Here is a 26772-nt window from a genome sequence, read left to right as displayed (position 1 = left end):
CCAGTCAAGCGGCTGAAGATGCCATTCTGTCCATTAAAACCGACATCAATACCAGCCCCATTATTCAACTGGCTGTAGTCTGCAACTAGAGTATCAGTGCCATCGCCACCGTTGAGCGTATCATTGCCAGCACCAGCAATCAGCACGTCATTGCCAGCACCGCCATTAAGAATATCATTGCCAGCAGAACCACGCAGAACATCGGTGTATTGTGTGCCTGTAATTTCAAATCGCTCAACATTGCTGTAGCTAAGTACAGGGTTCCCAGTATAGCGGCTGAAGATAGAATTTTTACCCTGGTATGCCACTTCAATACCAGCCCCATTATTCAACTGGCTGTAGTCTGCAACTAAAGTATCAGTGCCAGCACCGCCATCAACAATACCATCGGTGTCAGTGATTCTGTCGTTGCCATCGCCACCGTTGAGCGTATCATAGCCAGCACCACCAAAAATTAGGTCATCACCAGCGCCACCATTGAAGATGTCATTGCCAGTACCACCACGCAGGACATCGGCGTATTGTGAACCAGTAATTTCAAATCGCTCAATATTGCTGTAGTTGAGTACCGGATTTCCGGTAAAGCGGCTGTAGATGGCATTTTGACCCTGGTATGCTACATCAATACCAGCCCCATTATTCAACTGGCTGTAGTCTGCAACTAAAGTATCAGTGCCAGCACCACCATCAACAATACCATCTGTGTCATATATTCTGTCGTTGCCATCTCCACCGTTGAGCGTATCATAGCCAGCACCACCAAAAAGCTGGTCATCACCAGCACCACCATTAAGGATGTCATTGCCAGCATTACCACGCAGGACATCGGCGTATTTTGAACCAGTCAGTTCAAATTTCTCAATATTGCTGTAGCTGAGTAAAGTAGCAGTATTTACACGGCTGAAGATGGCATTTTGTCCATTAAATCCCGCATCAACACCAGCACCATTATTCAACTGGCTATAGTCTGCAACTAGAGTATCAGTACCAGCACCACCATCGACAATACCATCTGTGTCAGATAGTCTGTCATTGCCATCTCCGCCATACAGGCTATCAAAGCCGATTCCACCATATAGGTTATCGTTGCCAGTTCCACCATCTAGGATGTCGTTACCAGCTCCACCAAGTAGGTTGTCATTACCTTCATCGCCATAAATTTTATCGTTCTGAGATTTACCAGCTAGGTAGTCATCGCCTCCTTTTCCAGAGAGCAACCAAGGTTGTCCGTCTTCGTCAGCGATGAAAGTGTTGTTAGAATTATCACCAGTGTATGTTCCCATTTGAATTTCTCCTTAATTGTTGAAAATAATGTTTTCGATGAAGCGATAAGCCTCGTTTTAAGTCGGGAAATGTCCTGTTTTTGGGTGCTTTACCCTTTCGTTTTTCAGGACTCCTTTACTTTAGGTTTCTAGCCCGATCGCGTCGATGGAGATAAGTTATGGAAAGTTAAGGAGATAATTAAGTCGAATTTTTCTAAAAAATTAATGACTTCTCACGGGATTTGGAAAACCTCTCTCCTTTTAGAAGAGAGACTTTGAATTTTCCCCCTTCCCGCGACTAGTTGGGGGTTTGGATAAGGTTTTTTGATGACACGCCGCTAATCGCAAAGCAAAGACGCGATAAATCGCCGTCTCTACAAGGGACTGATTCTTGTAAAAACGGTGATTTATCGCGTCTCTTGCCTTAATCGAACCGTATTGGCCTGACTTTGATGGGCAATGGCTGCTGGAAAAAGCGGAATGGTAGCGTAAATCGAAATTCTGTGGTCAGAATTGAGTGTAATTTGCCTATGATTGAGGATGCCCGATTACAGCAGATAAAGTAGTCAATAAATCTGTCGCTGTGTAAGGCTTAGACAGAAACTTCTCTGCACCAACGGCAATAGCCTTTTGCTCGTTAGCGGGTAAACCACTGGTGGCAATAATCTTAATATTGGGGTTGAGCGATCGCAAAATGGAGATAGTTGTTAATCCGTCCATGTTGGGCATGGACATATCTAGCAAAACTGCACTAATTCGTTCCTTATACTGGGCATACAAAGCGATCGCCTCAATGCCATCGTTAGCTACAAGGGTTTTGTAGTTATAATCTTCTAAAGTTTCCTGATTAGTTTGTTTTACTAAGTCTTCATCATCAACAACTAAAATCAATTCGCCATTACCTTCAGGTAATTCTACCTTTGTTATTGTCTCGGTTGCTGTGCCTTCTCCTCTGGGCAAAAACACCTGAAATTGTGTCCCTTTACCTACCTGAGTTGATACTTCCACAAAACCACCGTGGTTTTTGACGATACCTAAAACTGTTGACAGTCCTAGCCCTGTACCTTTACCAACTTCTTTAGTTGTAAAAAAGGGATCAAATATGCGCTCTAAGAATTCTGGAGGGATTCCCGTCCCTGTATCTGAGACGGTAACAACGATGTAGCCTCCTGCTTTCGCGTCCAGGCGCATTCGGGCGTTTGTTTCGTCAAGCATCCGGTTTTCGGCATTAATTGTGAGCATACCGTCATTGGGCATAGCGTCACGGGCATTGACTGCCAAGTTCATAAATACCTGTTCTAGTTGGGTGGGATCGGCTTGCACCATCCATAATGTGTTTATGGGAATGTCATTAACAATTTCAATAGATTTAGGAAATGTCTGTTTGATGACTTTGACCAATTCTTGGAGCAAATGCCCAGGCTGCAACAAGATGCGCTTCCCTTCTGTACCACGGGTAAAGGCGAGAATTTGTTTAACTAAGTTTGCTCCACGCTGTGAGCTATTTTCTAGTGTTTTGAACAGTTCTTGAGTCCGCGCATCCACATTTTTGCACCTCAAAGGCAGCAATTGGGCAATCATGATTATGGGAGCAAAGACGTTGTTGAGGTCGTGAGTAATGCCACTGGCTAGAATTCCTACACTCTCCAAGCGTTGAGTGCGGTAAAATTGTTGCTCTAGTTGTTTTTTCTCGGTGATGTCGGTGTTGACTGATAGGATAGATTGGCTTTGTCCAAATTGATTGTGTACCAGTGTCCACCGACTAGCAACGATAATTTTTCTCCCAGTTTTGGTGGTTTTTTCTAACTCCCCTTGCCAAGAACCTTGTTCGAGAGTGGTTTTTACACCAACTTCCATTTGAGACAAGGATTCTACCTGGAAAAGTTCATGGGCTAATTTCCCTATGCTTTCCTCTGCTGTCCAACCGTATAAGTTTTCAGCACCTCGACTCCAGAACAGAATGCGGTTTTCTAAATCGCGGACAAAAATGGCATCGGTAGCAATATCAATTAAGGCCGCTTGTTCGGCAATTTTCTGTTCGGCCAACTTGCGATCGCTAATATTACGGCTGACGGCTGCTAGACCAATTAGCTGGTCGTTGATGTCTTTGACGCAAGAAACGCTGTAAACCATCCATAATGCTTCTCCCGTCTGGAAATGACGGAAACGAATTTCTAATTCCGCCCGTCCCTCACGCAAAACACGCGGGAAAAATTCATTGATGATAAAGTCCTGATCTTCGGGAAAGAAAAATTCCCTGACTGACGTTTCCCTATATTGCTGAGTGTCATTCAGCCCGACTAGTTCCATACCCGCCCGGTTCAAATAGAATGGCACAAAATTCATATCACACATACCGATAAATTCTGTGCTGTTATCAATCAGAGAAACAAATTTACGGATTTCAAGTTCCGCTTGTTTGCGCTCGGTGATATCTATATTCACCCCAATCATCCGGAGTGGCTCATTGGTGGTGTCATCATACAATACTTGACCCTTGCATACTGACCAACCAACTGTGCCATCTGGGTAAATAAACCGGAATTCGAGATTATGGGGTACTTGCTGGTCAATTGCTCGCAAAACTGATTGATGCAACAATTCGCGGTCTTCAGGGTGGACAATGAGATTTGAAAAATTTTCATAGCTGACATCAAAGGTATCAGGAGTTAGACCAAATAAAGTAAACAAACTCTCAGACCAGATAACCTGATTGGTTTTCAGATTCCATTCCCAAGTGCCAATGTTACCAACACTAAGCGCCAGTTGTAACCGTTGCTCGCTTTCTCTGAGGGTTTCCTCAGCTTGTTTATGATCGCGTAGCGCGGCTTGGCGATCGCTCACATCCCGCAGTATTGCAAGATGACGATGTGGTATAAAATTGGCAACCGCCGCAAATTCAGTTTCTCGCACTGTGCCATCGGGACAATATAAGGTGAACTCACCCAACATTTGTCCTTGTTCGTAGAACTCTTGCCAAGCTTGGGTAAAATCAAATTCGGGTGCTGCAAAATCCGCGATTGTGGAACCTAACAGTTCTTCCTTCGATACACCAAACAGCTTACAGGCTGCTGGATTGACCTCTATATAGCGCCCCTCGTCATCGGTAATAGCGATCGCATCAAGAGCATAATCAAAAAGAGCTTTCCACTGATGTTCACGCTGCTGGAGTGCTATTTCAGTCTGTTTGCGCTCCTCAATTTCCCGTATCAAACGTACATTTGCTTGCAGTAGTTCAGCTGTACGCTCTGCCACCCGTAACTCTAATTCTTGTTGAGCTTGGCGGCGTTGTTTAACTTCCTGTTCTAACTGCTGGTTGCATTGCCTAAGTTTAACTGTTTGTTCCTCAACTTTTGCTTGCAAAACTTGAATTACCCTGTCTATTTCTAGGGGATCAAGCACTTGCAGGAGATTAGTTTGTGTCACCAGTCCTTGCAATTCGCTTTGTTCTCCAACTACAGTTAATCGCCGCACCTTTCGCTCTTGCATCAACTGGTGAACAGTCCATAAAGATTCAGTGGAAGTGATGCTTAATACAGGGGTACTCATCACATCTTGCGCCTGGGTTTGGGCTATATCTAGTCCCTGTAAATGGAATTTAATAATATCTTTTTCAGTGATCATCCCTACCGGGATCAATTTCGTCTTCTGTTGGGCGACAATTACCACACAACTGATCTGGCGATCGCTCATAATTTGAGACAACTCCAGCACAGATGTAGTTGGGAAAGCATGAATAACTTCAGTTACCATTACTTCCGTCACACATTGCAATTTCAACAGGTGAACTGGTTGGATAACCTGACGAATTCTGTCTTGGGTAATTAAGCCTACCAATTGTCCAAGATCATCTACTACAGGTAGATGGCGAATACAATGTTGACGCATGAAAGATAAAGCTGTGAGGGCATTTTGAGCCTGAGCCAACCCCAGGCTGATGACTGGTTGTGTCATCACCTCTGAGATTTTGACACTGGATAAATCTTTGCCCATCCCAGTCAGTCGGATTACATCCCGTAGAGTTAATATACCTATTAAGTTTGTTTCTTCAACTACTAAAACGCAACTACTAAAATCAAACTTAGACTCTACTATACTGCTGTTTACCCTATTCATTAGAGCAATAACATCAATAAGGGGGGTATCAGGTAATACAGTTAAAGGAGAACATTCAACTATCTGCTCTAAAGTAGGTAAATCAACAGGAGAAAGTGAGCGCATTAGTTTAGTCTGTTGGTTAAAGCAATTAAAGAATTGATTTCAAAAATCAGAGGATGACAAAATAAGCTTAAAATTTATCAATCTTCAAGCCATTTTGACAAATTTTAGCTTTCTGGTTTAATCAAAGTTATGATTTTAAATTTTTGCTAAGGAACCCCACACGAATAAATTACCTTTTTTAATCGCTGAACCCCTACTAATCAAGGTTAATATTTTTCAAAAGGGAAGTTGTTTGACAACTCCTAATGTACTTAAATAGTTTTTTGTAATTTGATAACTTTCTTATATAAATGTATCAGATTGATTATATAGCCTAACTTGTTAATTACAAAAGTGCCTATATAAGGTAAAGACAAAGATAAAAGCTCTGAGGTTAAGCATAAAACCTTTGCTCGTGACTACATGAATTGATTTGGGTAATTTTTGAGTAAATTTATTCCAAAAGTGGATGCTCCCGATCTGAATTGTCAGGACAAGCAAAACGGGGCAATTCATTAATTGCCCCGTTATAACTATTGTTTGCGTAAGTCCTGAATTAAATCTCGAAGGCACCTAACGCTTTGAGGACATCTTTTTGAGCGGTAGTGATTCCTGTCACGCCTGTAATATTAGTTCCTTGATAAGGTCTGTCAGGATTCAGTATTTTCAAGCATTTACCCGTTTTGGCATCCCAAATCTGAATAGTTCCGTTTTGGCTGCCGCTAGCGATCGCATAATGTTCTGTAGATTTGCCAAATGCGATATGCGATCGCATCGCATGAGGCATGACAGGCAGCACTTTCAGACAAACTCCTGTATGCCTATCCCAAATTCTCACTGTTTGATCTAAGCTACTACTTGCCAAAATATCACCTTCTGGGCTAAAGGCAACTGACCAAACACTATTACTGTGTCCCTGAAATATATTCAGACATTCACCTGTATCAACCGACCACAAGCACACTGTTTCATCTTCACTAGCGCTACTGAGGATTTGCCCATCTGGACTAAAAGCGATCGCTTGGACTCTACTAGTGTGTCCTTCTAAAATTTGGAGACATTCACCAGTGGAAATAGACCACAAGCGAATGGTTTGATCTTCACTACTGCTAGCGAGGATTTCACCATTGGGGCTAAAGGTAACGCACCAAATCCAACTGGAATGACCTTGCAATATATTGAGGCATTTTCCTGTACTGACAGACCATAAGCGAATGGTTTGGTCGTCACTGCCGCTTGCTAAGATTTGTCTATCGGGACTAAAGGCAACTGATTGCACCCAATTTACATGACCTCTCAAGGTTTGCAGACATTGCCCTGTGCTAACTGACCATAAGCGAACGGTGCGATCGGCGCTGCTACTGGCCAGTAAATCTCCATCTGGGTGAAACGCTACGGAAGTTACCCAGCCACTATGTCCGGTGAATTTTTTCAGGCAAGTCCCCGTAGTGACATCCCATAGTCTCACGGTTTGGTCTGTGCTGCCACTAGCAATTTGACCATCTGTATTAAAAGCAACTGAAAATACCGAATTACTATAGCCTTTTAAGGTTTTAAAGCATCTACCTGTACTAACATCCCATAGCTTTACGCTTTGGTCTGTGCTACCACTGGCAATGGTTTGACCATCTACGTTAAAAGCAACTGAAAATACTGAATTGGTGTGTCCTGGTAAAATATTTAGGCATTGCCCTGTACCAGTTTCCCAAATTCTGACTGTTTTATCGTCACTGGCGCTAACCAGCATTTGGGCATTGGGGCTAAAGACTATTGAACGGACGCGATCGCTATGTTCTTGTAATATATTGAAGCAGTTTCCAGTACTAACTTCCCAGAGGCGAATCGTGAAATCGGCACTGCCACTGGCTAAGGTTTGCCCATCTGGACTAAAGGAAAGTGACCAAATGCGATCGCTATGTCCTTCTAAAATGCGATCGCATTCTCCATTAATTTTCCAAAGTCGAATTGTGAAATCAGCACTGCCACTTGCTAGAGTTTGACCATCTGGACTCCATGATACTGAGAGAATTCGATCAGTATGACCTGACAAAATTTTATAACAGTCCCCAGTATTGACATTCCATAATCTTATTGTTGGTTCATCGCCTCCACTAGCGAGGATTTGACCATCGGCACTAAAGGCAACTGACCAAATTGAACTTGTGTGTCCTGACAATGTTCTCAGACATTTACCAGTGTTGACATCCCATAGCCGAATCGTTTTGTCACTACTGCAACTTGCTAATAATTGCCCATCTGGACTAAAAGCAACCGACCAAACCCAACCTAGATGTCCGGCAAAATTGACAACCAGTTGCCCAGTTGCAACTTCCCAGATCCGAAGCCCACCTTCTGCATCACCCGTCACTAACAATGTTCCATCTGGACTAAAAGCAATGCCAGCAAACACCATACCAAAGGTTTCAACAAAAACACACTGACTCAAATCAGAATATTCAAAATTGATGTTATGCAAATTTACATTTTGTAAATAGGCTTGCCGAATCGTTAAATTTGAAAAATTGTAGTTAGTTAAAGTTGATTGTAATTGACAAAGTAAATTTAAAATATTACCACCTGCGTATCCAGTTTTAAGTGACGATGTGCCTCGTAGCTTTGTTAAACATTGATTTAGTATATTTTCAATTGCAAGCTTTTCACTTACTTCTATTAATAAGGTATCAAGTAATAAGCGTTCCAGAATCGGCTTCAGGATGAAACGAACTTGCGTTTCTCGCACATAATCTTTTGCAGTAGCTCTGAGTAACGCATGAGTTTTGAACAGCAGATTTTTTTGTTCAGAATTTGCTTCTAAACCTGCCAGGATTTCTTGACACACTTGAGTAACTAATTTCTCAGTGACATATTCCATCACCATCGGCTGAAGTGAAAACTGTGCCGGATGTTTTGCAATCAGTGTCAGCTTGTTTTTCTCAATTAAAGAGCGCTGCTCTAACGATTCTAGAACGTCAATTAATTTCTGTGGCGATATCGGGGGAAAAATATCCGATCGCAGTTCTGAAAATGAAGCAGAATCACGATAGATAGCCAGCCAATAAATCACTGCTTTCTCAGATTCATAAAGCCGTTCAAATTGCTGATCAATTAGATTGCGAATATTACCAAAAACAAAGGTTTGTTGATTAAGAAAATCAGAAAGACTGCCATCAAACAAGTTTTGAATCGTAGTCGCTATAATTTTCAATGCTAGGGGATTTCCTGCATAACCTTCAATCAGCCGATTCCATTCTGTTGTTGAGCCTTGAAAGTTACCCTTTAACTGCAAAAGTTCTTGTGCTTCTGTTTTCTGCAATCCACCCAATTGAAAAACTCGAACGGGTAAGCTTGCTCCTTCTAGGAGGCGAACTTCTGGAGGCTGATCTCGACTTGTTAGTAGTAAACAGCTTTGATGACGAATTTCTCCAATTTGTCTAAATATTTCGCCATAAGCTTCATAGCCTTCGATATAAGACGATTTAGATTTATCGTTGTGTTGTAAGATGGTTTCAACATTATCAAATATTACTAAACAACGCTGCGATCGCAAATAATGCAACAACCGCGAAATTTTGCCTTCAACGGTTTCTGGATAATCAATTTCTTGTTGATTGGATAATAATTTCAATAACTCGGTTAATATCTCTTGTACAGGTGGCGCATTTCGCAGACTTCGCCAAATTACCCATTTAAACTCGCTCTGTAATTGTTGCGCCAGCTTGATAGATAAGGAAGTCTTTCCCATCCCACCCATTCCTAACAAAGCCACAAGCCGACACTGGTCAACCAAAATCCACTGCTGTAATTGAGCTAGTTCTGCTTGTCTTCCGTAGAAAAAATCAACATCGATTGCATCTCCCCAATCTTGATGCGAAGCTTTCACTTCTGTAATCAGCAGATTATCAGTGAATTTTGGTCGCGTTTTTCCTTCAAGATTATCAAATATATTCTCTTTGTCTGGAATTGATTGTGCCGTCGCATTCTCTATTTTAAATCGCCGCTCGATTGCTGTTCGGAAACTTGTTTTATTAACTTTTTCTGCTAACACCTCTGAAAGGAGTTTCCATAGCTTGGGACCAACATCATGTTTTAAGTAAGTTGGAGAATAGCCATAAATATCGGCAATGCGATCGTAACTTTGGCGTTCCAAAGACCAAGACTCACGCAACATAGCTTGTTGGAGATCGCTCAAATGAATTCTTGACTTGGCGAAAACGAGAGAGTCTGTAAATGCGAGTGCTTGATCGATATCCATTGCTGCGATCGACAAAAGTTAAATCCACTTAAAATTCTATAAGTAGAATGTGATAATTTATTTATCAGATAATAGCAAAAATAATATGCAATATTTTACAACTTCTTTACATAAAGCTTATGATTCAGTCATTAATTAATCGAATTTGGGAATCACTTTTACGCTTACTATTACAGAGAATTACTCTTGTACTCACGCTGATGTTATGTGCTGCGATCGCGATCGCAATTTCTAATATGTCTGGGCTTTCATCGAGCTTGATTGAATCCCAAGCAGTTCAAAATGCTGCCTTAAATATCCAATCATTGACTCAAGCTTTTGACCTCTATAGCGCCGCCGCCGCCGATCGAGCTAAACTCGTACCTGGAGTTACCGTTACCCACGCTTACCTCAATACCAAAGGTGCAATCCCCCTACCCTCAACTTTTGCGATCGAACTTGGTGAGCAAATTAGTGAAAAAAATACCGAAATGTCTGTACGCCTGTACAGTAACTATCCATATCCTTGGCGCACGACAGGGGGAGCAAAAGACGAATTTGAGCGCGATGCACTCAACTTCTTGAGAGAAAACCCTCGTCAAAAATTCTACCGTCTTGAGAAGAAAAATGGAAACACCACCTTACGTTATGCACAAGCTAGCATCATGAAAGCAAGTTGTGTAACTTGTCATAACACAGAAGTTACTAGTCCAAAGAAAAACTGGGAAGTAGGAGATGTTGCTGGAGCTTGGGGAATTTCTCAATCTCTCGATAATTTAGTAACCAAGACCAATCAAAGTCTCCAAGGAACCTTCGCCATGTTAGGCGGTATGTCAGTCTTGGGACTTTCAGGATTGACACTTGTTGTTGGGAAACTCCGAGAAAACGCGAGAAGTTTAGAGCATCGAGTCAGAGAACGAACCACAGATTTAGCAGAAGCCAACACTGAATTAGAAAAAAGAAACGAATTAATTCGCCAAGTTTTCGGACGATATTTGAGTGATACGGTTGTTGCTAACTTGTTAGAAAGCCCTGAAAGATTAAAACTTGGTGGTGAACGACGCAAAATTACTATCCTCACCTCCGACTTACGAGGCTTCACATCTCTCTCAGAACGCTTTCCTCCAGAAGAGGTAATTCACATTCTCAACCTCTATTTAGAATACATGGCGGATGTGATTAATCATTATCAAGGCACTATTGATGAGTTTATGGGAGACGGTATTTTAGTCTTATTTGGTGCCCCGATCGCTAAAGAAGATGATGCCCTCAGAGCAGTTACCTGTGCCTGTGCCATGCAGTTAGCAATGGGTGGCGTGAATGAAAAAATGAAAACCCTCGGCTGGCCACCATTAGAAATGGGGATTGGGATTAACACAGGTGAAGTTATAGTCGGCAATATTGGTTCTGAAAAACGGACTAAATATGGAATTGTCGGTAGTCAAGTAAATCTCACCTATCGAATTGAGTCATATACTAGTGGCGGTCAAATTCTCATTTCCGAGCAGACTTTCAAGGAAGTCGGTTCAAGCGTCAGAATTATTGGACAAAAGCAAGTTCAGCCGAAAGGTGTGAGCCAAGAAATTACCATTTATGAAGTATATGGCGTGGGTGGACGATACAATCTTTATTTGCCCAAAGAAGAAGAACTATTTTTTCCTGTTCCTCAAGAAATTCCGCTTTTATACACTATTTTACATGACAAGCAAATGGGTAATCCGGTCTTTTCCGGACGTTTAGTTAAACTATCAGCAAAAGGAGCCGAATTACAAGTAGATATCCTAAATGAAATACCACCTCATTTAACTAATATTAAAATAAATATTTTAATCTCTAAAAATTCAGCCCAAGTCAGTGAAGATATCTATGCCAAAGTCTTAGAAAAACCGACAATTAGAGGAAAATTTTATATTCATTTTACGTCTGTTCCTCCATCACTCATAGCTCAGTTTGATAACCTTTATCAGATAATTTCTCAAAAACCTAATTAAGAATTTTAACTCTATGCAGTCTTAGAGGATGTTTGAAAAGTGGTTGGCTGTGATTTTAATAGAATGATTACCCCCCTTAATCCCCCCGATGCATTGGGGGGAAACCGGAAAATAATCTAGTTCCCTCCCCTTTATAAGGGGAGGGTTAGGGTGGGGTAAAATATTTGATACATCAATCATGACTTTTAAAACATCGTCTTAAACTATTCATGAAAACTCTATTTATTATCTCTCTGTATTTTTTGTGTTCCTCCACACTTTTTTTGCGTCCCTGCCCTGCGGTCAGGCGTTTGCGTAGCGTCTCGTAGAGAAGCGCATCTACGTTTAAACTAAAATCTATCATTACAAAATAAAATCACTAACTTACAAAATCCCCCCACGGGTTAATTAAAATTTAAAGTACTTTTTCTAACATTTAAAATGCATACTTCCATTTTCCTATCTGTGCGTAAATCCTCATGGCTAAAGTTGAAGAATTGATACCCCAGCAACTCTCCGAAACAGACCTGAAACCACGAGGGAGAGTTTATCCGAGTCCTATCAGTTGGCGCGACCAGTTTTTGTACCAATTGGTATTAGATAGATTCAGTGACAATAACGAAAATCAAAGGGAACTGTTTGACCACACCAACCCTTCAGAATTCCAGGTTAAAGACAAAGCCGACTGGATGGCAGCAGGGACAAAGTTTGTTGGTGGTACTCTTAGGGGAGTTAAGAGTAAGTTGGATTACTTGCAACGATTGGGAGTAACAACGCTGTGGATTAACCCACCTTGGCGACAACGTTCTGATTTAGAAGCTTACCACAGCGATCGCATTCAAGAATTTTTAGATGTTGACCCCCACTTTGGCACTCGTCAAGATTTAAGAGATTTGATTGATGCTGCCCACGATCGCAGGATGTATGTCATCCTAGATGTAACATACAACCAGAGTGCTGATAACTGGTTCAACAGAGATGAGGTAATTGCAGCTTTAGCCAGAGTTTATCAATATTGGATTGCTCTTTCTGATTGCGATGGTTTGCGGATAGATAGCCTCAAGCACGTTTCTCCAGAAGATTCCCGTAAATTCTGCACTGCTATCCGTGAGTACGCCGAATATATCGGTAAAGACAACTTTTTACTGACTGGGGAAATAACCTCCGGTAGTATGGCTGGTGCATACATAGATATTATTGCCCGCAATCTCAGTGCTGTATTAGACATCGCGCAGACTCCTAATGAATTGGCTGCATTTGCAAAAGGTTTAGTACATCCCAAGCAATTTTTCGATTTGTATAGCGAAAACAATCTCGCTGGAGAATACCGCCAAACTGGGATATATCATGTCTCCATCTTGGATGACTATGAGATGTCATCCCGGACTAATAAGCAGCGATTTGCCGCAAACAGTAATGTCCCTAATCTCTATGAACAAGTTGCTCATGCTGTCGGTGTGCAATTAACTATGCCAGGAATTCCTGCTATTTATTATGGAACAGAACAGGCTTTTGATGGCAATGAAGGCTATCACGATTCCAGCATAGAAGGCGGCAGGTTTGCCGAAGATAGATATATCAAAGAAGCAATGTTTGGCGGTGCTTTTGGCGCATTTCAAACAGCAGACTGTCATTTCTTCGATATCGACCATCCTACCTATTTGCGGATAGCTGCGATCGCCCGTATCCGCAACAGTCACGATAAAATTGGTAAAGCATTGCGCCGTGGACATCACTACCTGCGCGAAACATCCTTTTGTAACTCCCCGTTCTCAATTCCCGGACAAGGCGAATTAGTTGCTTGGTCACAGACTTTATTTGACACAGAAGTGTTGATGGTGCTGAATACCAACGGCTTAGAAAATCGCGGTGCAGAAGTGACAGTAGATACTTATATGCATCCTCAAGATTCGACCATGACCTTTTTATACAAAAGCGATTGGAGCGATGCCGATTTACGCAATCCACGACAGCACCAAACTGTACGTGTAGAACATCATAATGACCGTCGCGCAACTGTGCGAATTGATTTGCCTCCTTCGGGAATGGCGATTTTGGCGTAAGCTAACACCAGCATTTGGGCAAAGCTTTGGTTTTATCAAAATGCTTTGCCCCTGCAATTAAGAAATATCTACATTCTAATTTTCATCGAAATTTTCGTAATGGTTTATGTCCTTCTTGTAGACAATTTGTAGGCAAATCATTGCCACTCACTTTAAAGTCAAAACATGACAAAAAAAGATAGTTATGACTACCAACGAAATATCCGATACAGCCAATAATTAAAGTGATCGCAATCAATTTTATAATCAGATTTTTAGACAGATGAATAATGTCTTCATTAATAATTGCAAAAACCATGTAGAGGGTATAAGGTAGGCAAATCACATAAACAACAATTCCTAAGCCGAGACTAAGTATTTTTCGCAAAGCACCCGTCGTAGAAATTTCATGGAAAGGCACAAAAGGCAGGATAAACCACAATGTAGGGATACTCATCAGCAGTAATCCTGGCCATCTAATTGGTGAACGGTTGCGTGGAAGTAAAAGGCACGCTAGGAGAGTTGCTGATGAAGCTACCCAAATTAAGAAGATTTTCTCAAAGAAAATAACTTTAAAGGCTCCCAAGTTAAAGCTGAGATCCCACATACTTAGAGCTAATGTAATAGCAGCTAAGAGAAAGCTCTTGATTTTTAGCTTAGTGTGCTGCTCCATTTTTTGATCATTCATCTCTTCTTTGAGATAGTGTTTTTACTTAAACATATTTCTAGCAAAAACTTTCACTAAATACCTCTAAAGATTCATGAAAAACGGGATAAATATATTCCAAAATTGAAGACTCAGATTTAAATTAGCCAAATTATATCTCCAAGTAGATAATCACTATGGACAATATAATTACTTACAACAACGATAAAGGTCTTCTTGCTTACATTCAATTTCTAGCATCTAGCGCCCAAAAAATTGGAGATGGTAATACTGATAGAGTATTTGACTTCGAGGACGCACTCGACCAAACAGAAATGGCACAGCTAGCTGTTGATGAACTAAAAAAAATCCCTGAAGTCAAGGCATTATTTACAGAACGCTGGCTACCAGCCCCTTTCAATTTAGATGATTTAGCCAAACTCCCAGAAGGGACTTTAGGTAATGTTTATGCCAGAGGAATGAAAGCCAGAGGATTCGATCCCTATTTTTACAAAAAAGTTCCTGTTGTTGATGACATTTCCTATCTCAAAATGCTTTGGAGATCCACTCATGACATATATCATGTAGTTGCTGGATTTGACACCGATGTAGTTGGTGAAATTGGTCTACAAGCTTTTTTCTTAGCTCAGACTCCAATACCTATCAGCGTCATGCTTTTGAGTTTGAGTATGGTAATAATTAGCCTTTATCAACCGAATAATTTCAAAGCTTTAATGACAGAAATATCTCGTGGCTACAAGGTGGGTTCTCATACTCCAGGCAAGTTTATCGGGCAAAAATGGGATCAACTTTGGGATGTACCAGTCAGTGAAATTCGTGAGCATCTGGGAGTATATTCTACTCCGTAAAACGGCTATTTTAAGAGTAGATTTGTTGAATAAGAATTCATTCTGAATTCTGACTCCTGACTCCTGAATTCTGTTCAATAAAAATTGCAACACCCTGCACTTTAGGAGTACAGGGTGTAAGACAGCTATATTTTGTGTGATTCCCAGTTTCTATTTACCTCAAAGCCAATCTCGGTAAGCTGATATTTCATTTACGCTGATTTCAAATGGCATCCCCTTGCCAAATGGCGGATAAACGCGGATTTTGCCATTGCTAGCAAACCGCTCTAACCTATTACCCAACTGGGCAATATTGCTAACAATATGCCAGTAAGATACTAAGTTAGGGCAGTCAACAATTAATGTGAGGATGCTAGCATTTGTTGTGATATACCATTGACAATTAGATAACAGGACTCGCGTAATGCGATCGCAAGCTAGAAAAAAACATCTGCCAGTAGACTGTTCTAGCTCCATTTGCAGCATTCCATCCTGTTTCGTTACCTCAGTGGGAGGTAAATCATCCGGAGGAAGCAAGTATAGTTTAGAAGACATAATTTCGCACCTCTTGGTTGTAGCGCGTCAAACTGTCCAGGTTTTTTTGCAGATCCGCAGACGAGGGTTTGAGTGCTAGCGTACCTAAATCTAATTCGTCCTGAAATTTCTTGATTTTGTCTCGACAAGTCTCCACATCACCGATAATTGAATTCTCAATCAAATAATCTTCATCGAAACAAATATTTGTGCGATCAAATGGTTTTTGGTTGGGATTCGCACTATTTTGCAATACTTGAGCCGTATTAGCTTTCATTTTCTGGCTAAATTGGCGAACGAAAGGTAACGCTTCACTCACAGCCTCATCAAATGTTTTGCCAACAAAAAAGAAGCGTGCCAGCACCAACTTTTCCGCACCACTAGAATTTAAGGCTCGATATTTGGCAACAGTATCTTTCAATCTCTGTAGGGAAAATGGCGGCCCACCCATCAAGCTGAAGGAATGTTTAGCGGCAAACTCGATACCATCATCGCCGCCAGTAGCAACATACACTGGTATTTGACTCTGCAATGGTTTTGGGTAAATTGTCAGGCGATCGCACTGATAATACTTGCCATTAAATGATACATCAGTTTCATATAACAGCTTGTGAATCAGTGCGATCGCCTCTAGCATTTTAGGACGGGCTTCACTGGGGAGTGTCGCAAAATGCTTATTTTGTTGGGGAAAGGGGCCACCTTTAGCAACTCCAAACAATAATCGTCCATTGCACAGATTATCCAAGGTAGCGATATCTTCCGCTACCCGAATCGGGTTATGGAATGGCAGCAACACCGCCGCAGTCCCTAATTGGATAGTTGAAGTCAATCCCGCCAAGTGTGCCATTAACAGCAACATAGACGGGCTGAGATTGGATTCACTAAAATGGTGTTCACTCACCCAGGCTTCCTCAAAACCTAAGCTTTCTGCCTGTTTTACCAGCGCGACTTGCTCAAACATGGCACGACGAGCATCTTGGTGAAAATTATCGTAATTGCAGAAAATTCCAGTTTTCATTACTTGCGTTAATACTTTGTACTCACCGTAGGTGCTGGCTATTCTGGTTTGTAGTAAGCACTTTAGTGCTTAAATATTTGAAGACTAAATTCCTCTCTACAAACACATTTCCCCTCTTAATTAATGCGATGAATTACTAAGTTGCAACCCACTGCAACTCCAACCATAGGCGTGGGTTGTTCTCTTTTACCTTCGACATCGGATCGCGCAACAATCGCTTGGCATTCATGCAGACAACCTGGATTAAACCCATATTGTCTGCTACTTCTCTGAGTATTTCTTTTTGAGCTTGCACACAGGAAATCATTTCGTCAGAGCAATAAATTCCTATATATTGCAAACGTCTGGCAGGTCGTCCCCAAAAACAGGTGATGACTTTCACATAACACCCATCCAGCAATTCCCCAACTTGCGGATAGTAATGGTTGACGACTCTTGTGAATTCTTTGGCTAAGATATCTTCAGCAATCATTGGAACTGATATTTCTGTAGCGTCCATCACGCTATTTAATATAACATAATTTTGTCAGTTAAATATGACAAAATAGCCTAATAGGGTTAAATAAAATCTTAAATATTAATTGAATAATAATTCAGGAGTCAGAATTCAGAATTCAGAATTCAGAATCAAGATGCGATGCTCGAAAATACTCGCTATCTGCTTTTTCAGTCAGAATTAATTCTGTTATACCATTTCACTCAAATCTTGATACATATAGATTTTTCGTAGGGGTTTAGCACTGCTAAACCCTTACCCATGTATTTGTATCATTATTAAAGTGAAATAGTATTAGCGGTAACGGGGCGTTTAGCCCATTCTGGCTCCTGACGCTTGAATTCTGCTCAATAAAAAAAGAGGTGTACCTTATTTAGGTATCACCTCCGTGCGTAAAGCATCTTTATTGTTGAATCCTAACTTTTGAATTTTAATTATTATTATCGAGCATTGCGTTCACAAACTAAAACCTCTGCTACGATATCCGGCACATTCATACAGTCTGTGAATCCTTCAGAACCACGAATTGGTGATATGAATGTATAGTTTGGATCACACTCTCCATTGTCATATACTTGAATAAACCACCGATCGGGAAATCCTTCTACACCTAGTTCCACAGTGTACCAACTCTCGCCAATCAGACGAGAGTTAAAGATTGTGAACCACTCTCTATTTTCTTCTGAGATATTCCAATCTGCCATGAGCAGTTCTAAAGCTATTTGTCCTGCATCCGTTGAAGTCAACAGCATTTTTACTCCTTATTTGCAACTTCAGTATTTGCAACTTCAGTACTGGAAACTTCCGGGTATAAACCCAATTCTTTAGCTAGTTCACGCGCCACAAAAAATAAAAATTTTGCACCATCTTGATTGCCTTCATGGGCAAACATAGTTGCTACTTGTAACATTGTTTCTACGAAACCAGAATCAATCAATTCTGGCTTTGATTCCAAAATTTCTGGTTCTTGGCCATTAGGACATCTGAGTAATTCGTCAATCAGATTAAAATACAGTTGTTGGCGTTGTTCTGACATGGTATTTTTGTTGATTTGATTGGGTAAATTGTGAATAGGTTACTGTTCGATACTTTGCTGCCACAGCCTTTCCAACATTTCAACTTGTTCTTTTAAAACAGCAGCACGATGAACAAGATACCTGTCGTAAAAGAGAATCCCTAACCCAACACAAATCGGGGTTAACAAGAAGAACCATTGCAGGATAGTAGCAAATTTATATTGTTCAGCAACAGTCAGCATTTGATGAACCACATTACGATCAGAGGATTGAATGTTAGTCTGAGGGGAATGTGTACCCTCTATCCGGGGAGCCAAGGCGGGAGAATCTGTATTAGTGTTGTTAACTTCGTAAGCTAAATTCTGGGATTTTATTAACTCCAGATGTCGCTCCCAAATTATGCCAAATACTACTAGCCCTGGTGAAAGCACTGCTAAGGTAACGACGAAAACTGTAAGGACATTTAAAAGTTTGGCTTTCATCTTGGCTCTCCCTTGCTAGGTAGTATGCACCCAGTAAGAAAATATCTTTTGCTGTTTAGCTAAAGTAGTTATATATTTCTACCTCTGAAACAGTTTTGATATTAAAATATGTGTAAACGGTAATTTTCATAATTGTTAGTTCTCAGTTATTTTTATAATCACCACTGATCACTGACTAATGAAAATTTACCAACTTTTTCACAAAATGTCGGATTATTCAGTCAGAAATAACGCACTTAGATTCTGGAACCTGCTTGCATCCTACTCTCAAAAGAGAGATTAAGAAGTCCCCCCTAGTTCACTCAGCTTGCGCTCAGGAATGTTGGGGGGTAGAGGGGAATCTCTGCGTAAATCCTATACGATTTATATCAGCCCCTCTCCACCAAACAGTTTACCCTAGCCCTGTTAAGATTATTAAATTCATTAGAATAGTACTCAAAGGCTGTAATTCCCATCTGATAAGTCTTATAAAAATTAATTGGGGTATGGGTGCTAGTGTTTTTGAGACGAGGCTCTAGTGTTTTCGAGGTGGGGTTCTGGTGTTTTTGTACTCAACCTAAATGCAATGTAGACAATGATTAAGGACTGTTTTTGATGCAATTTTGGACGGGCAAAATCTGCACTCAAAAGAGAATACCAATGCCTCTTGATCAAGATAGACTAATAATTTAAGAAAAGCAATTAAATGTTTTGAAAGCAAATTATATTTCCATAACAAATAGAAAAAATGGTGAAAATTATTCATATATACAGAATTACAGAAATCGAATCTCAACCAAAGAGACAATAGTCAGCAATTCCAAATGGTAAAATAGAAGGATGCTTCCCCAGTCCTCTGCTGAAGTGAGAATCAATGGGAACATCTTATAAAAGTTCTTCCTAAACTTTCATATTTTGTGGTTTAGTTAGAATACATAGTATATGCACTCATTGACACTACACTACAAATTAAATACACAAAAGCTTATTGTTATAAGTAAATACTCTGTACTAAGATTTAGGATTTTAGGAGTTAAATAATGCGGATTGCTCAAGACATAACAGAACTGATCGGACGAACTCCTTTAGTTCAATTGAACAAGATTCCTCAAGCTGAGGGAGTAGTAGCAAGGATAGTTGTCAAATTAGAAGGTATGAACCCAGCGGCTTCGGTGAAAGACCGCATTGGTTTAAGTATGGTACTCTCAGCAGAAGCCGCTGGCTCAATTTCCCCTGGAAAGACTATTTTAGTTGAACCCACCTCTGGTAATACAGGAATTGCTTTGGCGATGGTAGCAGCAGCGCGTGGCTACCGTTTGATTTTGACAATGCCAGAGACGATGAGCCAAGAACGACGAGCTATGCTGAGAGCTTATGGTGCATCTTTAGAGTTGACACCAGGTGCAGAGGGAATGCGGGGAGCAATTCGCAAAGCCGAAGAAATTGTGGCTAATACTCCCAATGCTTTTATGTTGCAACAGTTCCGCAACCCTGCTAATCCCAAAGTTCACCAGGAAACTACCGCCGAAGAAATTTGGGCCGATACAGACGGGGAAGTAGATATCGTTATTGCTGGTGTAGGTACTGGTGGGACGATTACTGGGATTGCAGAAGTACTCAAACAGCGCAAGGGGACTTTTAAAGCGATCGCAGTTGAACCCAGCAACAGCCCAGTTCTCTCTGGTGGTGAAGCTGGATCACATAAAATTCAAGGTATCGGTGCGGGATTTATCCCAGATGTTCTCCGCCTAGAATTAGTTGATGAAGTAATTAGAGTCAGTGATGAACAAGCGATCGCTTATGGACGACGCTTGGCAAAAGAAGAAGGCTTATTATCTGGGATATCCTCTGGTGCAGCTTTGTGTGCTGCAATTCAAGTAGGTAAACGTCCAGAAAACGCCGGACGTTTAATCGTGATGATTCAACCTTCCTTTGGTGAACGTTATCTCAGCACACCTATGTTTCAAGATTTGTCCTTAGAAACTGCTGGGGTGCGTTAAGGAGATAAGGGGCAGAGAGGCAGAGGGAAAGGTGCAGAGGTGCAGAGGAAAAGAGTTTTCCCCCTACTCCCTTGCCTCTTTTTCAACTGACTATTTTCCGACTTATGGCCTCTCCAATCTCCATCAATGTATCTTCCTCTTTGGGAGTAAATTCGTAGGGAATCGGCTTGGCAATGCCCAAAGTTCCATGCAATCGGCCATTCAACATCAGAGGCACCGTGATTGAGCCTTCTACCTTGGTTTCTTTTGCTGAGGGTATAGCCACCCCCGATTCGTCGGTTTGCAGGTTGCAAATCTGTACAGGTCGCTTGCGTTCGGCGGCGACACCGGCCATCCCTTTGCCAATGGGAATTACCGTCATTTTAGGCAACAAGAATTCTGGAATACCCTGGTAAGCCTTTAGGTGCAACAACTGGCTGTCCTGATCCAGGGTATGGATAGTACCTGTAGAGCAGTCAAAAGCGCTCAGGATTTCAGCCAGCAGGCCATTCCAGCCGATGGCAGATCCTTCGTCAGCCAAGGTTTCAAAAATGGGTTTGGTATCTAAAGTCATAATGGTAGAAAAGTTTTTTAGAGTTCCATAATTATTGTGAATTTTATGTCACACTTTTGTAATATAACTCCGAAAAATTGTAGGCTTAACTCACTTTTTGGAGCAAACGATTGAAATTATGGTTATTTAGGGACTTCCAAGTAAAAAATATTCCATTGGGATTGTTGATCGTTGACGGTTCACAGTCAACAGTCAACAACTTTAAGCGGAATAATTTATTTTTTGGAGTTCCCTAAGATAATGCCACACTATAGCAATCCGATAGCGAAGCGGTAGCGAGTCTTGTCTACGACACGCTACGCGAACGAGCGTCTTTGATTTCTGAATCACTCGTAGAGGTAAGGGACTGGGTATTGGGGACTAGGGACTGGGAAGAAGGAATAAAGGTGTACTGAGTTTTGTTCAAAAATCAAATATGATTCCTATAGATAAATCCAAATATTAATAATTAAAAATTATAAAGCTACAAATAGAAGCCGAATGGCAGAATAACCCAGAATCCCCGCAATTAGATTGCGGGGAGTGCGTTAAAAAGACTAATTCACTCCAAAGTTGTATATTGAGATTTGGGAGCATCGTCGCATCTCAAACTCAATAACTCACGATTTTAACGCAAATATCCTGTACTAATGTTTACAGTTGCCTTTCTTTTGGTGTTCATGACCATGTTCATGATGACCATGACCGTGGGAGCAGCCTTGCAAATTCTCTTTCATCAGATTGTCGCTAATTTGTTGCAAGGATTCATCCACAGCTTGTAAGCCAATCCAAGCATCAATCTTTTGTACATCAAATCCTACCTCGCGCTGTTCGCCTACTTCTAACAAAGGACGGCGAATCAACAACGGCTCTTTCAGCATCAGCGCCAAAGCGGTTTGTTCATCCACTTTTTCAGGAACTACCTCACCAGATTTTACCTTTGGGGCGGAAGGATTAAACCATTCAGCTACGGGGCGATCGCCAAAGAATGAGCGCAACCGTTCAACTGTCCAAGGTTCTGTTAGCAGGTTGTATGGTATCACCTCATGACCAGCAGCCGTAAGCAAAACTTTTTGCTTAGTACCACCTTTACAGCCTGGTTTGCTATAGAAACTTACTCTCGCCATGAAATTATCTCCTAATTACTCAATTGTTTGTAGTTGGCGCTTTAGCGCTAAAACGCCAACTACGAACCGATGAAATTAATCCCAACGATTCCTAATTAAAAATTCCTAGCCTGATGATTCACTAAGTCAAACTCAAATCTCTCATCTGGATCAGTTTCGCCGTAGATATTAAAAGTCACAGTTGGTTCATCTCCCATTGCTTCTACGCTGTGAATTGCATCGGAAGTGAAGCTAATAATATCCCCTGGAAATAGAGTTATCTCTCCCGTCTGTTCAATTTTGTCCTGAAATTCTGGGTTATTAGTGCGTCGCCAAAAAGTATTTTTTTCCTCACCTTTTAACACCGCCACTATTCCCCATGTCCCATGATTATGAATGGTTGATCGGGTTCCTGGTGCAAATGTTACTGTTTGCACCGTCAACGGAAAACCCAATTCATCATATAGGAGTAAAACAGAGTTTCCCGTTTTGGGTGAAGGCTCTAAATTTTGACTTTGCACCCAGTAGGAATTTACTATCAAGCGCCTTACGAGCATCCGAATTTCTGGCAGACAATTTGCTTCATTGTCACCACTATTGAGAACATCTTCCACCTCAGTTAAAAACCGATAAAGGCGGTAATTTTCTCTCAATAAATCCCATGCTCTCACAGATTTACAGGCTTGATACTGACCGTCCCCCGTTAGCAGCCAATCCCTACCTTTCATAACTTTTAAATTGATAACGGCGAAGATTGGATAATCAGGATCGGAGAGACATTAGGAATATTACCTACAGGAAGTTTAGTAGGTATGGTGATGGGAGGAAAGATAGAGTTACTATCAGTAGTCGCTCCTAACAGCGAGTAAGAAGAATATGATCTAGTAGATAACCAATTGTTCATGATTGTTCACCTTGATTTTTGATTGCTGACTAATTAACGAACTTTGAGGGTTTAAGTCCCCAGCAAGACAGGCAGCCCGTTTTGAGTCGGGGTCTAAATCTCCGTCACAAAACGTAATTGCGAATTGTTTTAATCATCTTCTTCTGGCGGACGTGTCAAAATATCCAGCAGAATCCCAGCACCAAAATCATTCTTGTCGTCTATCTGTTTGACTCTGGTACTGATTTCTTTTGCTTCCTCGATTGCCCCTAAATTTGCTAGCACTAATCCAGAAGCAGCATAAGCGTTTAAGTACAATCGAATTTGTGGGTCTTCTTTGCGATTGACTAATATCAACTTAAGTTGCTCCCAATCATCAGGCAATTTTTCTAGTTCTTTAATTTTATCTAATAATTTGATTGTTGTTTGTAGTGCAAGAGAATAATTATTTTTATAATAGAAAAATCTATATACTGCTACTAAGACATCTGTATTTTCACCAGTCTGTGCTAAAGCTTGTTGAATATACTTTTCCGACTCTGATGTGTTTTCCCAGTTTTGTGCAGCTAAAATTAATAGATTTTTGATGTCTTCTGGAACCTCGAACCATGAGAATTTGTTTGTATTAGCTTGCATATTGGTAACTGGGGAGTGGGGAGTAGGGAATAGGGAGTGGGCAATAACTCAGCATAATTACGAATTACGTTAGCGCAGCGTTAGCGACGCAGGAGCGTCATTACGAATTACGAATTGTTAATGCCCCACTCCCCTTTAAAACAAAGTAAGAACGTACACCAAGGTGAATAATACAATCCAAATAATGTCTACGAAGTGCCAGTAAATTTCTGTCATTTCGATGAAAGTATGATTGGTTGCAGAATATTCACCGGGAAGACGCGATCGCCACAATACTCGTAAAATCAATAACAGTCCCACAAAGACGTGCAAACCGTGGAACCCTGTCATGATATAAAAGCAGTTGGCGAAGACGTTGGTAGTCAGACCGTATCCTAAAGTTGAATACTCATAAACCTGACCACCCAAGAAAATTGCCCCCATGATTGCAGTAATCGCATACCACAGTTGCATTCCCTTGACATTATTCTTTTTAATCGCCTTATCACCGAAGTGAATCACGAAACTACTAGACACCAGAATAATGGTGTTAATTGTCGGCACAAGTAGTTCTACTTCAGTTTCTTCTGGAGGCCAAACTGCTGTAATACCTCTAAAAAACAAGAAAGTGGCAAAAAATCCGCCAAACATCAAGGATTCAGAGGCGAGGAATGTCAAAAGTCCCCAAACTCTTAAATCGGGATGTTCTTCGTGTCCTGCACTGTGATCTTCGCTTGTCGTAGCTATGGTCATATTGTTTACCCTTAAAGGTGAAGCGTCGGGCAATTGAATTCTTCACAATCTTGATTCTCTTGTGGGATGGGTGTCTCACCCGTCTTAGATTCAGGGCGAGTAGGATGCCATTGGTGTCAACTTAAGCCAAAAATAGCGTACTGATTGGGTGTTGTTCACCCGCCAGGGATTGTAAATCCCTGACTAATTGCTCAAGTCTACTGAAGTAGACTGAAAATTTTTGCGCTATGAAGTCCTCTTCAGAGGACTTTAGCTATGAGACAGGGATTTACAATCCCTGGCAGTGGCTTTTCGGCCCACCCCACAAGAGTTATTTCATCACTAAGCACTAGCTTCCGGCGTTGCAGATGTCTCTACTTCATTACTATGACCATGACCGTAGTCATAAGGGCCATGAGTCACAACAGGCAACACTTCCCAGTTTTCAATTATGGGTGGTGAGCTAGTTGTCCATTCTAATGTCAAAGCTTGCCAAGGATTATCACCAGCCAAGGGGCCTTTCAGCCAACTGTAGATCATGTTGATGGCGAAAGGAATTACCGATATCCCCAAAACAAATGAACCAAAGGTGCAAATTTGATTGAGGTCGATAAATTGGGGGTCATACATTGCCACTCGTCGGGGCATTCCTTTCAAACCCAATTCGTGCATGGGTAAAAAGGTCAGATTAGTACCGATGAAGGTGAGGGCAAAATGAATCCGTCCCCAGGTTTCATTCAGCATTCGTCCGGTCATTTTGGGGAACCAGTGATAAATACCGGCGTAGATACCAAACACGGAACCGCCAAACAGAACGTAATGGAAATGTCCGACAACATAATATGTGTCGTGGACGTGAACATCAAAGGGGGCTGTTCCCATCGTCACACCACTTAAGCCGCCCATGACAAACATGGATAACAAGCCAATGGCGAAAAGCATCGCACCTGTGAAGCGGATTTTACCACCCCAGAGGGTAGCAACCCAGGCAAAAATCTTCACGCCAGTGGGAACTGCAACTATGAGGGTGGAGATGGTGAAGAACATCCGCATCCAGCCGGGTGTACCACTGGTGAACATGTGGTGTACCCAAACGAACAAACCCACAACGCAGATGGCTACACTAGAATAAGCGATCGCTTTATAACCAAAAATTGGCTTACGAGCGTGAACTGGAATTACCTCCGACATGATGCCGAAGATGGGCAGAATCATTAAATAGACTGCCGGGTGAGAATAAAACCAGAATAAGTGTTGATAAATTACAACGTTACCGCCTGCATCTGGTTTAAAGAAGGAGGTGCCAAAGTTGAGGTCAAATAACAGCAGAACTAAACCGGCTGCTAATACAGGTGTGGAGAGAAGTGCCAGGATTGAGGTTGCCAAGATTGCCCAGCAAAACAGGGGTACTTGATCCCATTTCATGCTAGGAACCTTCATCATCAAAATGGTGATCACAAAGTTCAGTGAACCCAAAATTGAAGAAGTTCCTACCAAGACGATCGCAAGTATCCACATAGTTTGAGCGATTGGTGCTGTCACCAAACTCAATGGTGGGTAAGCTGTCCAACCAGATTGCGAACCGCCAAAAATGAAACTACCTAATATGAGTAATCCGGCTGGTGGGTTTAACCAAAAGGCGATCGCATTCAGCTTCGGGAAAGCCATATCCCTAGCACCAACCATCAACGGCACTAAATAGTTACCAAATCCGCCAATAGCGCTAGGGACAATCCACAGGAAGATCATGATCGTCCCGTGATTGGTCATGAAAGCGTTATACAAATTGGGGTCGAGTACGTCTGCATCTGGTGTTGCTAATTCGACACGGATAGCGATCGCCATCAGTCCGCCGATAAGATAGAAGACAAACGCCGTCACTAGGTATTGGATACCAATAACCTTGTGGTCAACATTAAATGTAAAATAATCTTGCCATTTCCACGCCTTCGGATGAGAGGTGTGGCCAGCCACCATTTCCGGTTTATTTCCTTCTGGTGGAGTATTCCGTGGAAATTCTACCTGTGTCATATTTTTTACCCTTATGCAAAGTCCAGGGTTAAACGTCCTGCAATTTTAGATTTTGGATTTTGGATTTTGGATTAAAAGAATTTTTTGGTTTATGCCTCAGTGGCGTAGCGGAACCAATCTAAAATCGTAAATCTAAAATCCAAAATCGT

Annotated in this window: 21 protein-coding genes; 4 read left to right on the top strand and 17 right to left on the bottom strand. The window is 41.4% G+C overall.

The window, feature by feature from the left end:
• The 3 genes from RRG12_RS04415 to RRG12_RS04405 all read right to left on the bottom strand — a co-directional run.
• Positions 1–1283, bottom strand: a 1283-nt coding sequence (locus RRG12_RS04415) for a calcium-binding protein (RefSeq protein WP_420758482.1), incomplete at its 3' end; no start/stop codon positions are given.
• 507 nt (positions 1284–1790) lie between these two features.
• Entirely contained in the window at positions 1791–5483 is a 3693-nt protein-coding gene (locus RRG12_RS04410) for a PAS domain S-box protein (protein ID WP_420758481.1), read from the bottom strand.
• 535 nt (positions 5484–6018) lie between these two features.
• Positions 6019–9714: an NB-ARC domain-containing protein gene (locus RRG12_RS04405; RefSeq protein WP_420758486.1), complete on the bottom strand. Its 3696-nt coding sequence runs from the start codon at positions 9712–9714 to the stop codon at positions 6019–6021.
• A gap of 119 nt (positions 9715–9833) precedes the next feature.
• Here RRG12_RS04405 and RRG12_RS04400 point away from each other — a divergent pair, with 119 nt between their 5' ends.
• Both RRG12_RS04400 and RRG12_RS04395 read left to right on the top strand, forming a co-directional pair.
• Positions 9834–11684 carry an adenylate/guanylate cyclase domain-containing protein gene (locus RRG12_RS04400; RefSeq protein ID WP_420758480.1) on the top strand — a complete coding sequence of 617 codons (1851 nt, stop codon included), beginning with the start codon at positions 9834–9836 and terminating at the stop codon, positions 11682–11684.
• Positions 11685–12142: 458 nt separating this feature from the next.
• The gene (locus RRG12_RS04395) at positions 12143–13726 is read left to right on the top strand and encodes an alpha-amylase family glycosyl hydrolase (protein ID WP_420758479.1); all 1584 of its coding nucleotides are present in this window, start codon (positions 12143–12145) and stop codon (positions 13724–13726) included.
• Positions 13727–13808: 82 nt separating this feature from the next.
• Here RRG12_RS04395 and RRG12_RS04390 read toward each other — a convergent pair whose 3' ends face one another.
• Positions 13809–14393: a hypothetical protein gene (locus RRG12_RS04390; protein ID WP_420758478.1), complete on the bottom strand. Its 585-nt coding sequence runs from the start codon at positions 14391–14393 to the stop codon at positions 13809–13811.
• A gap of 155 nt (positions 14394–14548) precedes the next feature.
• Between RRG12_RS04390 and RRG12_RS04385 the strand changes: the two genes are divergently transcribed.
• A complete protein-coding gene (locus tag RRG12_RS04385) occupies positions 14549–15220 on the top strand; it encodes a Coq4 family protein (protein ID WP_420758477.1) in 672 nt (223 codons plus the stop codon).
• A 159-nt stretch (positions 15221–15379) separates the two neighbouring features.
• Here the strand turns inward: RRG12_RS04385 and RRG12_RS04380 are convergent, their stop codons facing one another.
• The 6 genes from RRG12_RS04380 to RRG12_RS04355 form a co-directional block, all read right to left on the bottom strand.
• Positions 15380–15754, bottom strand: a complete 375-nt coding sequence (locus tag RRG12_RS04380) for a hypothetical protein (protein WP_420758476.1) — start codon at positions 15752–15754, stop codon at positions 15380–15382.
• A complete protein-coding gene (locus RRG12_RS04375) occupies positions 15744–16751 on the bottom strand; it encodes an LLM class flavin-dependent oxidoreductase (protein ID WP_420758475.1) in 1008 nt (335 codons plus the stop codon). The genes RRG12_RS04380 and RRG12_RS04375 overlap by 11 nt, the downstream gene beginning before the upstream one ends.
• 136 nt (positions 16752–16887) lie before the next feature.
• A complete protein-coding gene (locus RRG12_RS04370) occupies positions 16888–17250 on the bottom strand; it encodes a hypothetical protein (RefSeq protein ID WP_069068421.1) in 363 nt (120 codons plus the stop codon).
• A gap of 437 nt (positions 17251–17687) precedes the next feature.
• The gene (locus RRG12_RS04365) at positions 17688–17999 is read right to left on the bottom strand and encodes a hypothetical protein (protein WP_069068422.1); all 312 of its coding nucleotides are present in this window, start codon (positions 17997–17999) and stop codon (positions 17688–17690) included.
• Between the two features lie 2 nt (positions 18000–18001).
• Positions 18002–18283, bottom strand: coding sequence for a hypothetical protein (locus RRG12_RS04360; protein WP_420758474.1), 282 nt, complete (start codon positions 18281–18283; stop codon positions 18002–18004).
• Between the two features lie 39 nt (positions 18284–18322).
• Positions 18323–18745, bottom strand: a complete 423-nt coding sequence (locus tag RRG12_RS04355) for a hypothetical protein (protein ID WP_069068424.1) — start codon at positions 18743–18745, stop codon at positions 18323–18325.
• A 1019-nt stretch (positions 18746–19764) separates the two neighbouring features.
• On the opposite strand from RRG12_RS04355, the gene cysK reads away from it, so the two are divergent.
• Positions 19765–20724, top strand: coding sequence for a cysteine synthase A (cysK, locus tag RRG12_RS04350; protein ID WP_069068425.1), 960 nt, complete (start codon positions 19765–19767; stop codon positions 20722–20724).
• An 82-nt stretch (positions 20725–20806) separates the two neighbouring features.
• On the opposite strand, the gene RRG12_RS04345 is transcribed toward cysK, so the two are convergent.
• The 7 genes from RRG12_RS04345 to ctaD form a co-directional block, all read right to left on the bottom strand.
• Positions 20807–21277 (bottom strand): GAF domain-containing protein, encoded by a 471-nt coding sequence (locus RRG12_RS04345; RefSeq protein ID WP_420758473.1) that lies wholly within the window; start codon positions 21275–21277, stop codon positions 20807–20809.
• A gap of 626 nt (positions 21278–21903) precedes the next feature.
• Complete coding sequence (locus RRG12_RS04340) at positions 21904–22383, bottom strand: ArsC/Spx/MgsR family protein (RefSeq protein ID WP_069068426.1); 480 nt, start codon at positions 22381–22383, stop codon at positions 21904–21906.
• A 95-nt stretch (positions 22384–22478) separates the two neighbouring features.
• A complete protein-coding gene (locus tag RRG12_RS04335) occupies positions 22479–23090 on the bottom strand; it encodes a cupin (protein WP_069068427.1) in 612 nt (203 codons plus the stop codon).
• 5 nt (positions 23091–23095) lie between these two features.
• Complete coding sequence (locus tag RRG12_RS04330; protein WP_176726902.1) at positions 23096–23266, bottom strand: hypothetical protein; 171 nt, start codon at positions 23264–23266, stop codon at positions 23096–23098.
• Positions 23267–23395: 129 nt separating this feature from the next.
• Entirely contained in the window at positions 23396–23881 is a 486-nt protein-coding gene (locus tag RRG12_RS04325) for a hypothetical protein (RefSeq protein WP_420758472.1), read from the bottom strand.
• A gap of 135 nt (positions 23882–24016) precedes the next feature.
• Positions 24017–24613, bottom strand: a complete 597-nt coding sequence (locus tag RRG12_RS04320) for a cytochrome c oxidase subunit 3 (protein WP_069068429.1) — start codon at positions 24611–24613, stop codon at positions 24017–24019.
• Positions 24614–24934: 321 nt separating this feature from the next.
• A complete protein-coding gene (gene ctaD / locus RRG12_RS04315; RefSeq protein WP_069068430.1) occupies positions 24935–26623 on the bottom strand; it encodes a cytochrome c oxidase subunit I in 1689 nt (562 codons plus the stop codon).
• Between the last annotated feature and the right edge of the window lie 149 nt (positions 26624–26772).

This window comes from Nostoc sp. CALU 546 (assembly GCF_048836525.1).
The sequence above is the reverse complement of the archived record's forward strand: the minus strand, read 5'-3'. Positions and strand labels throughout refer to the sequence as shown.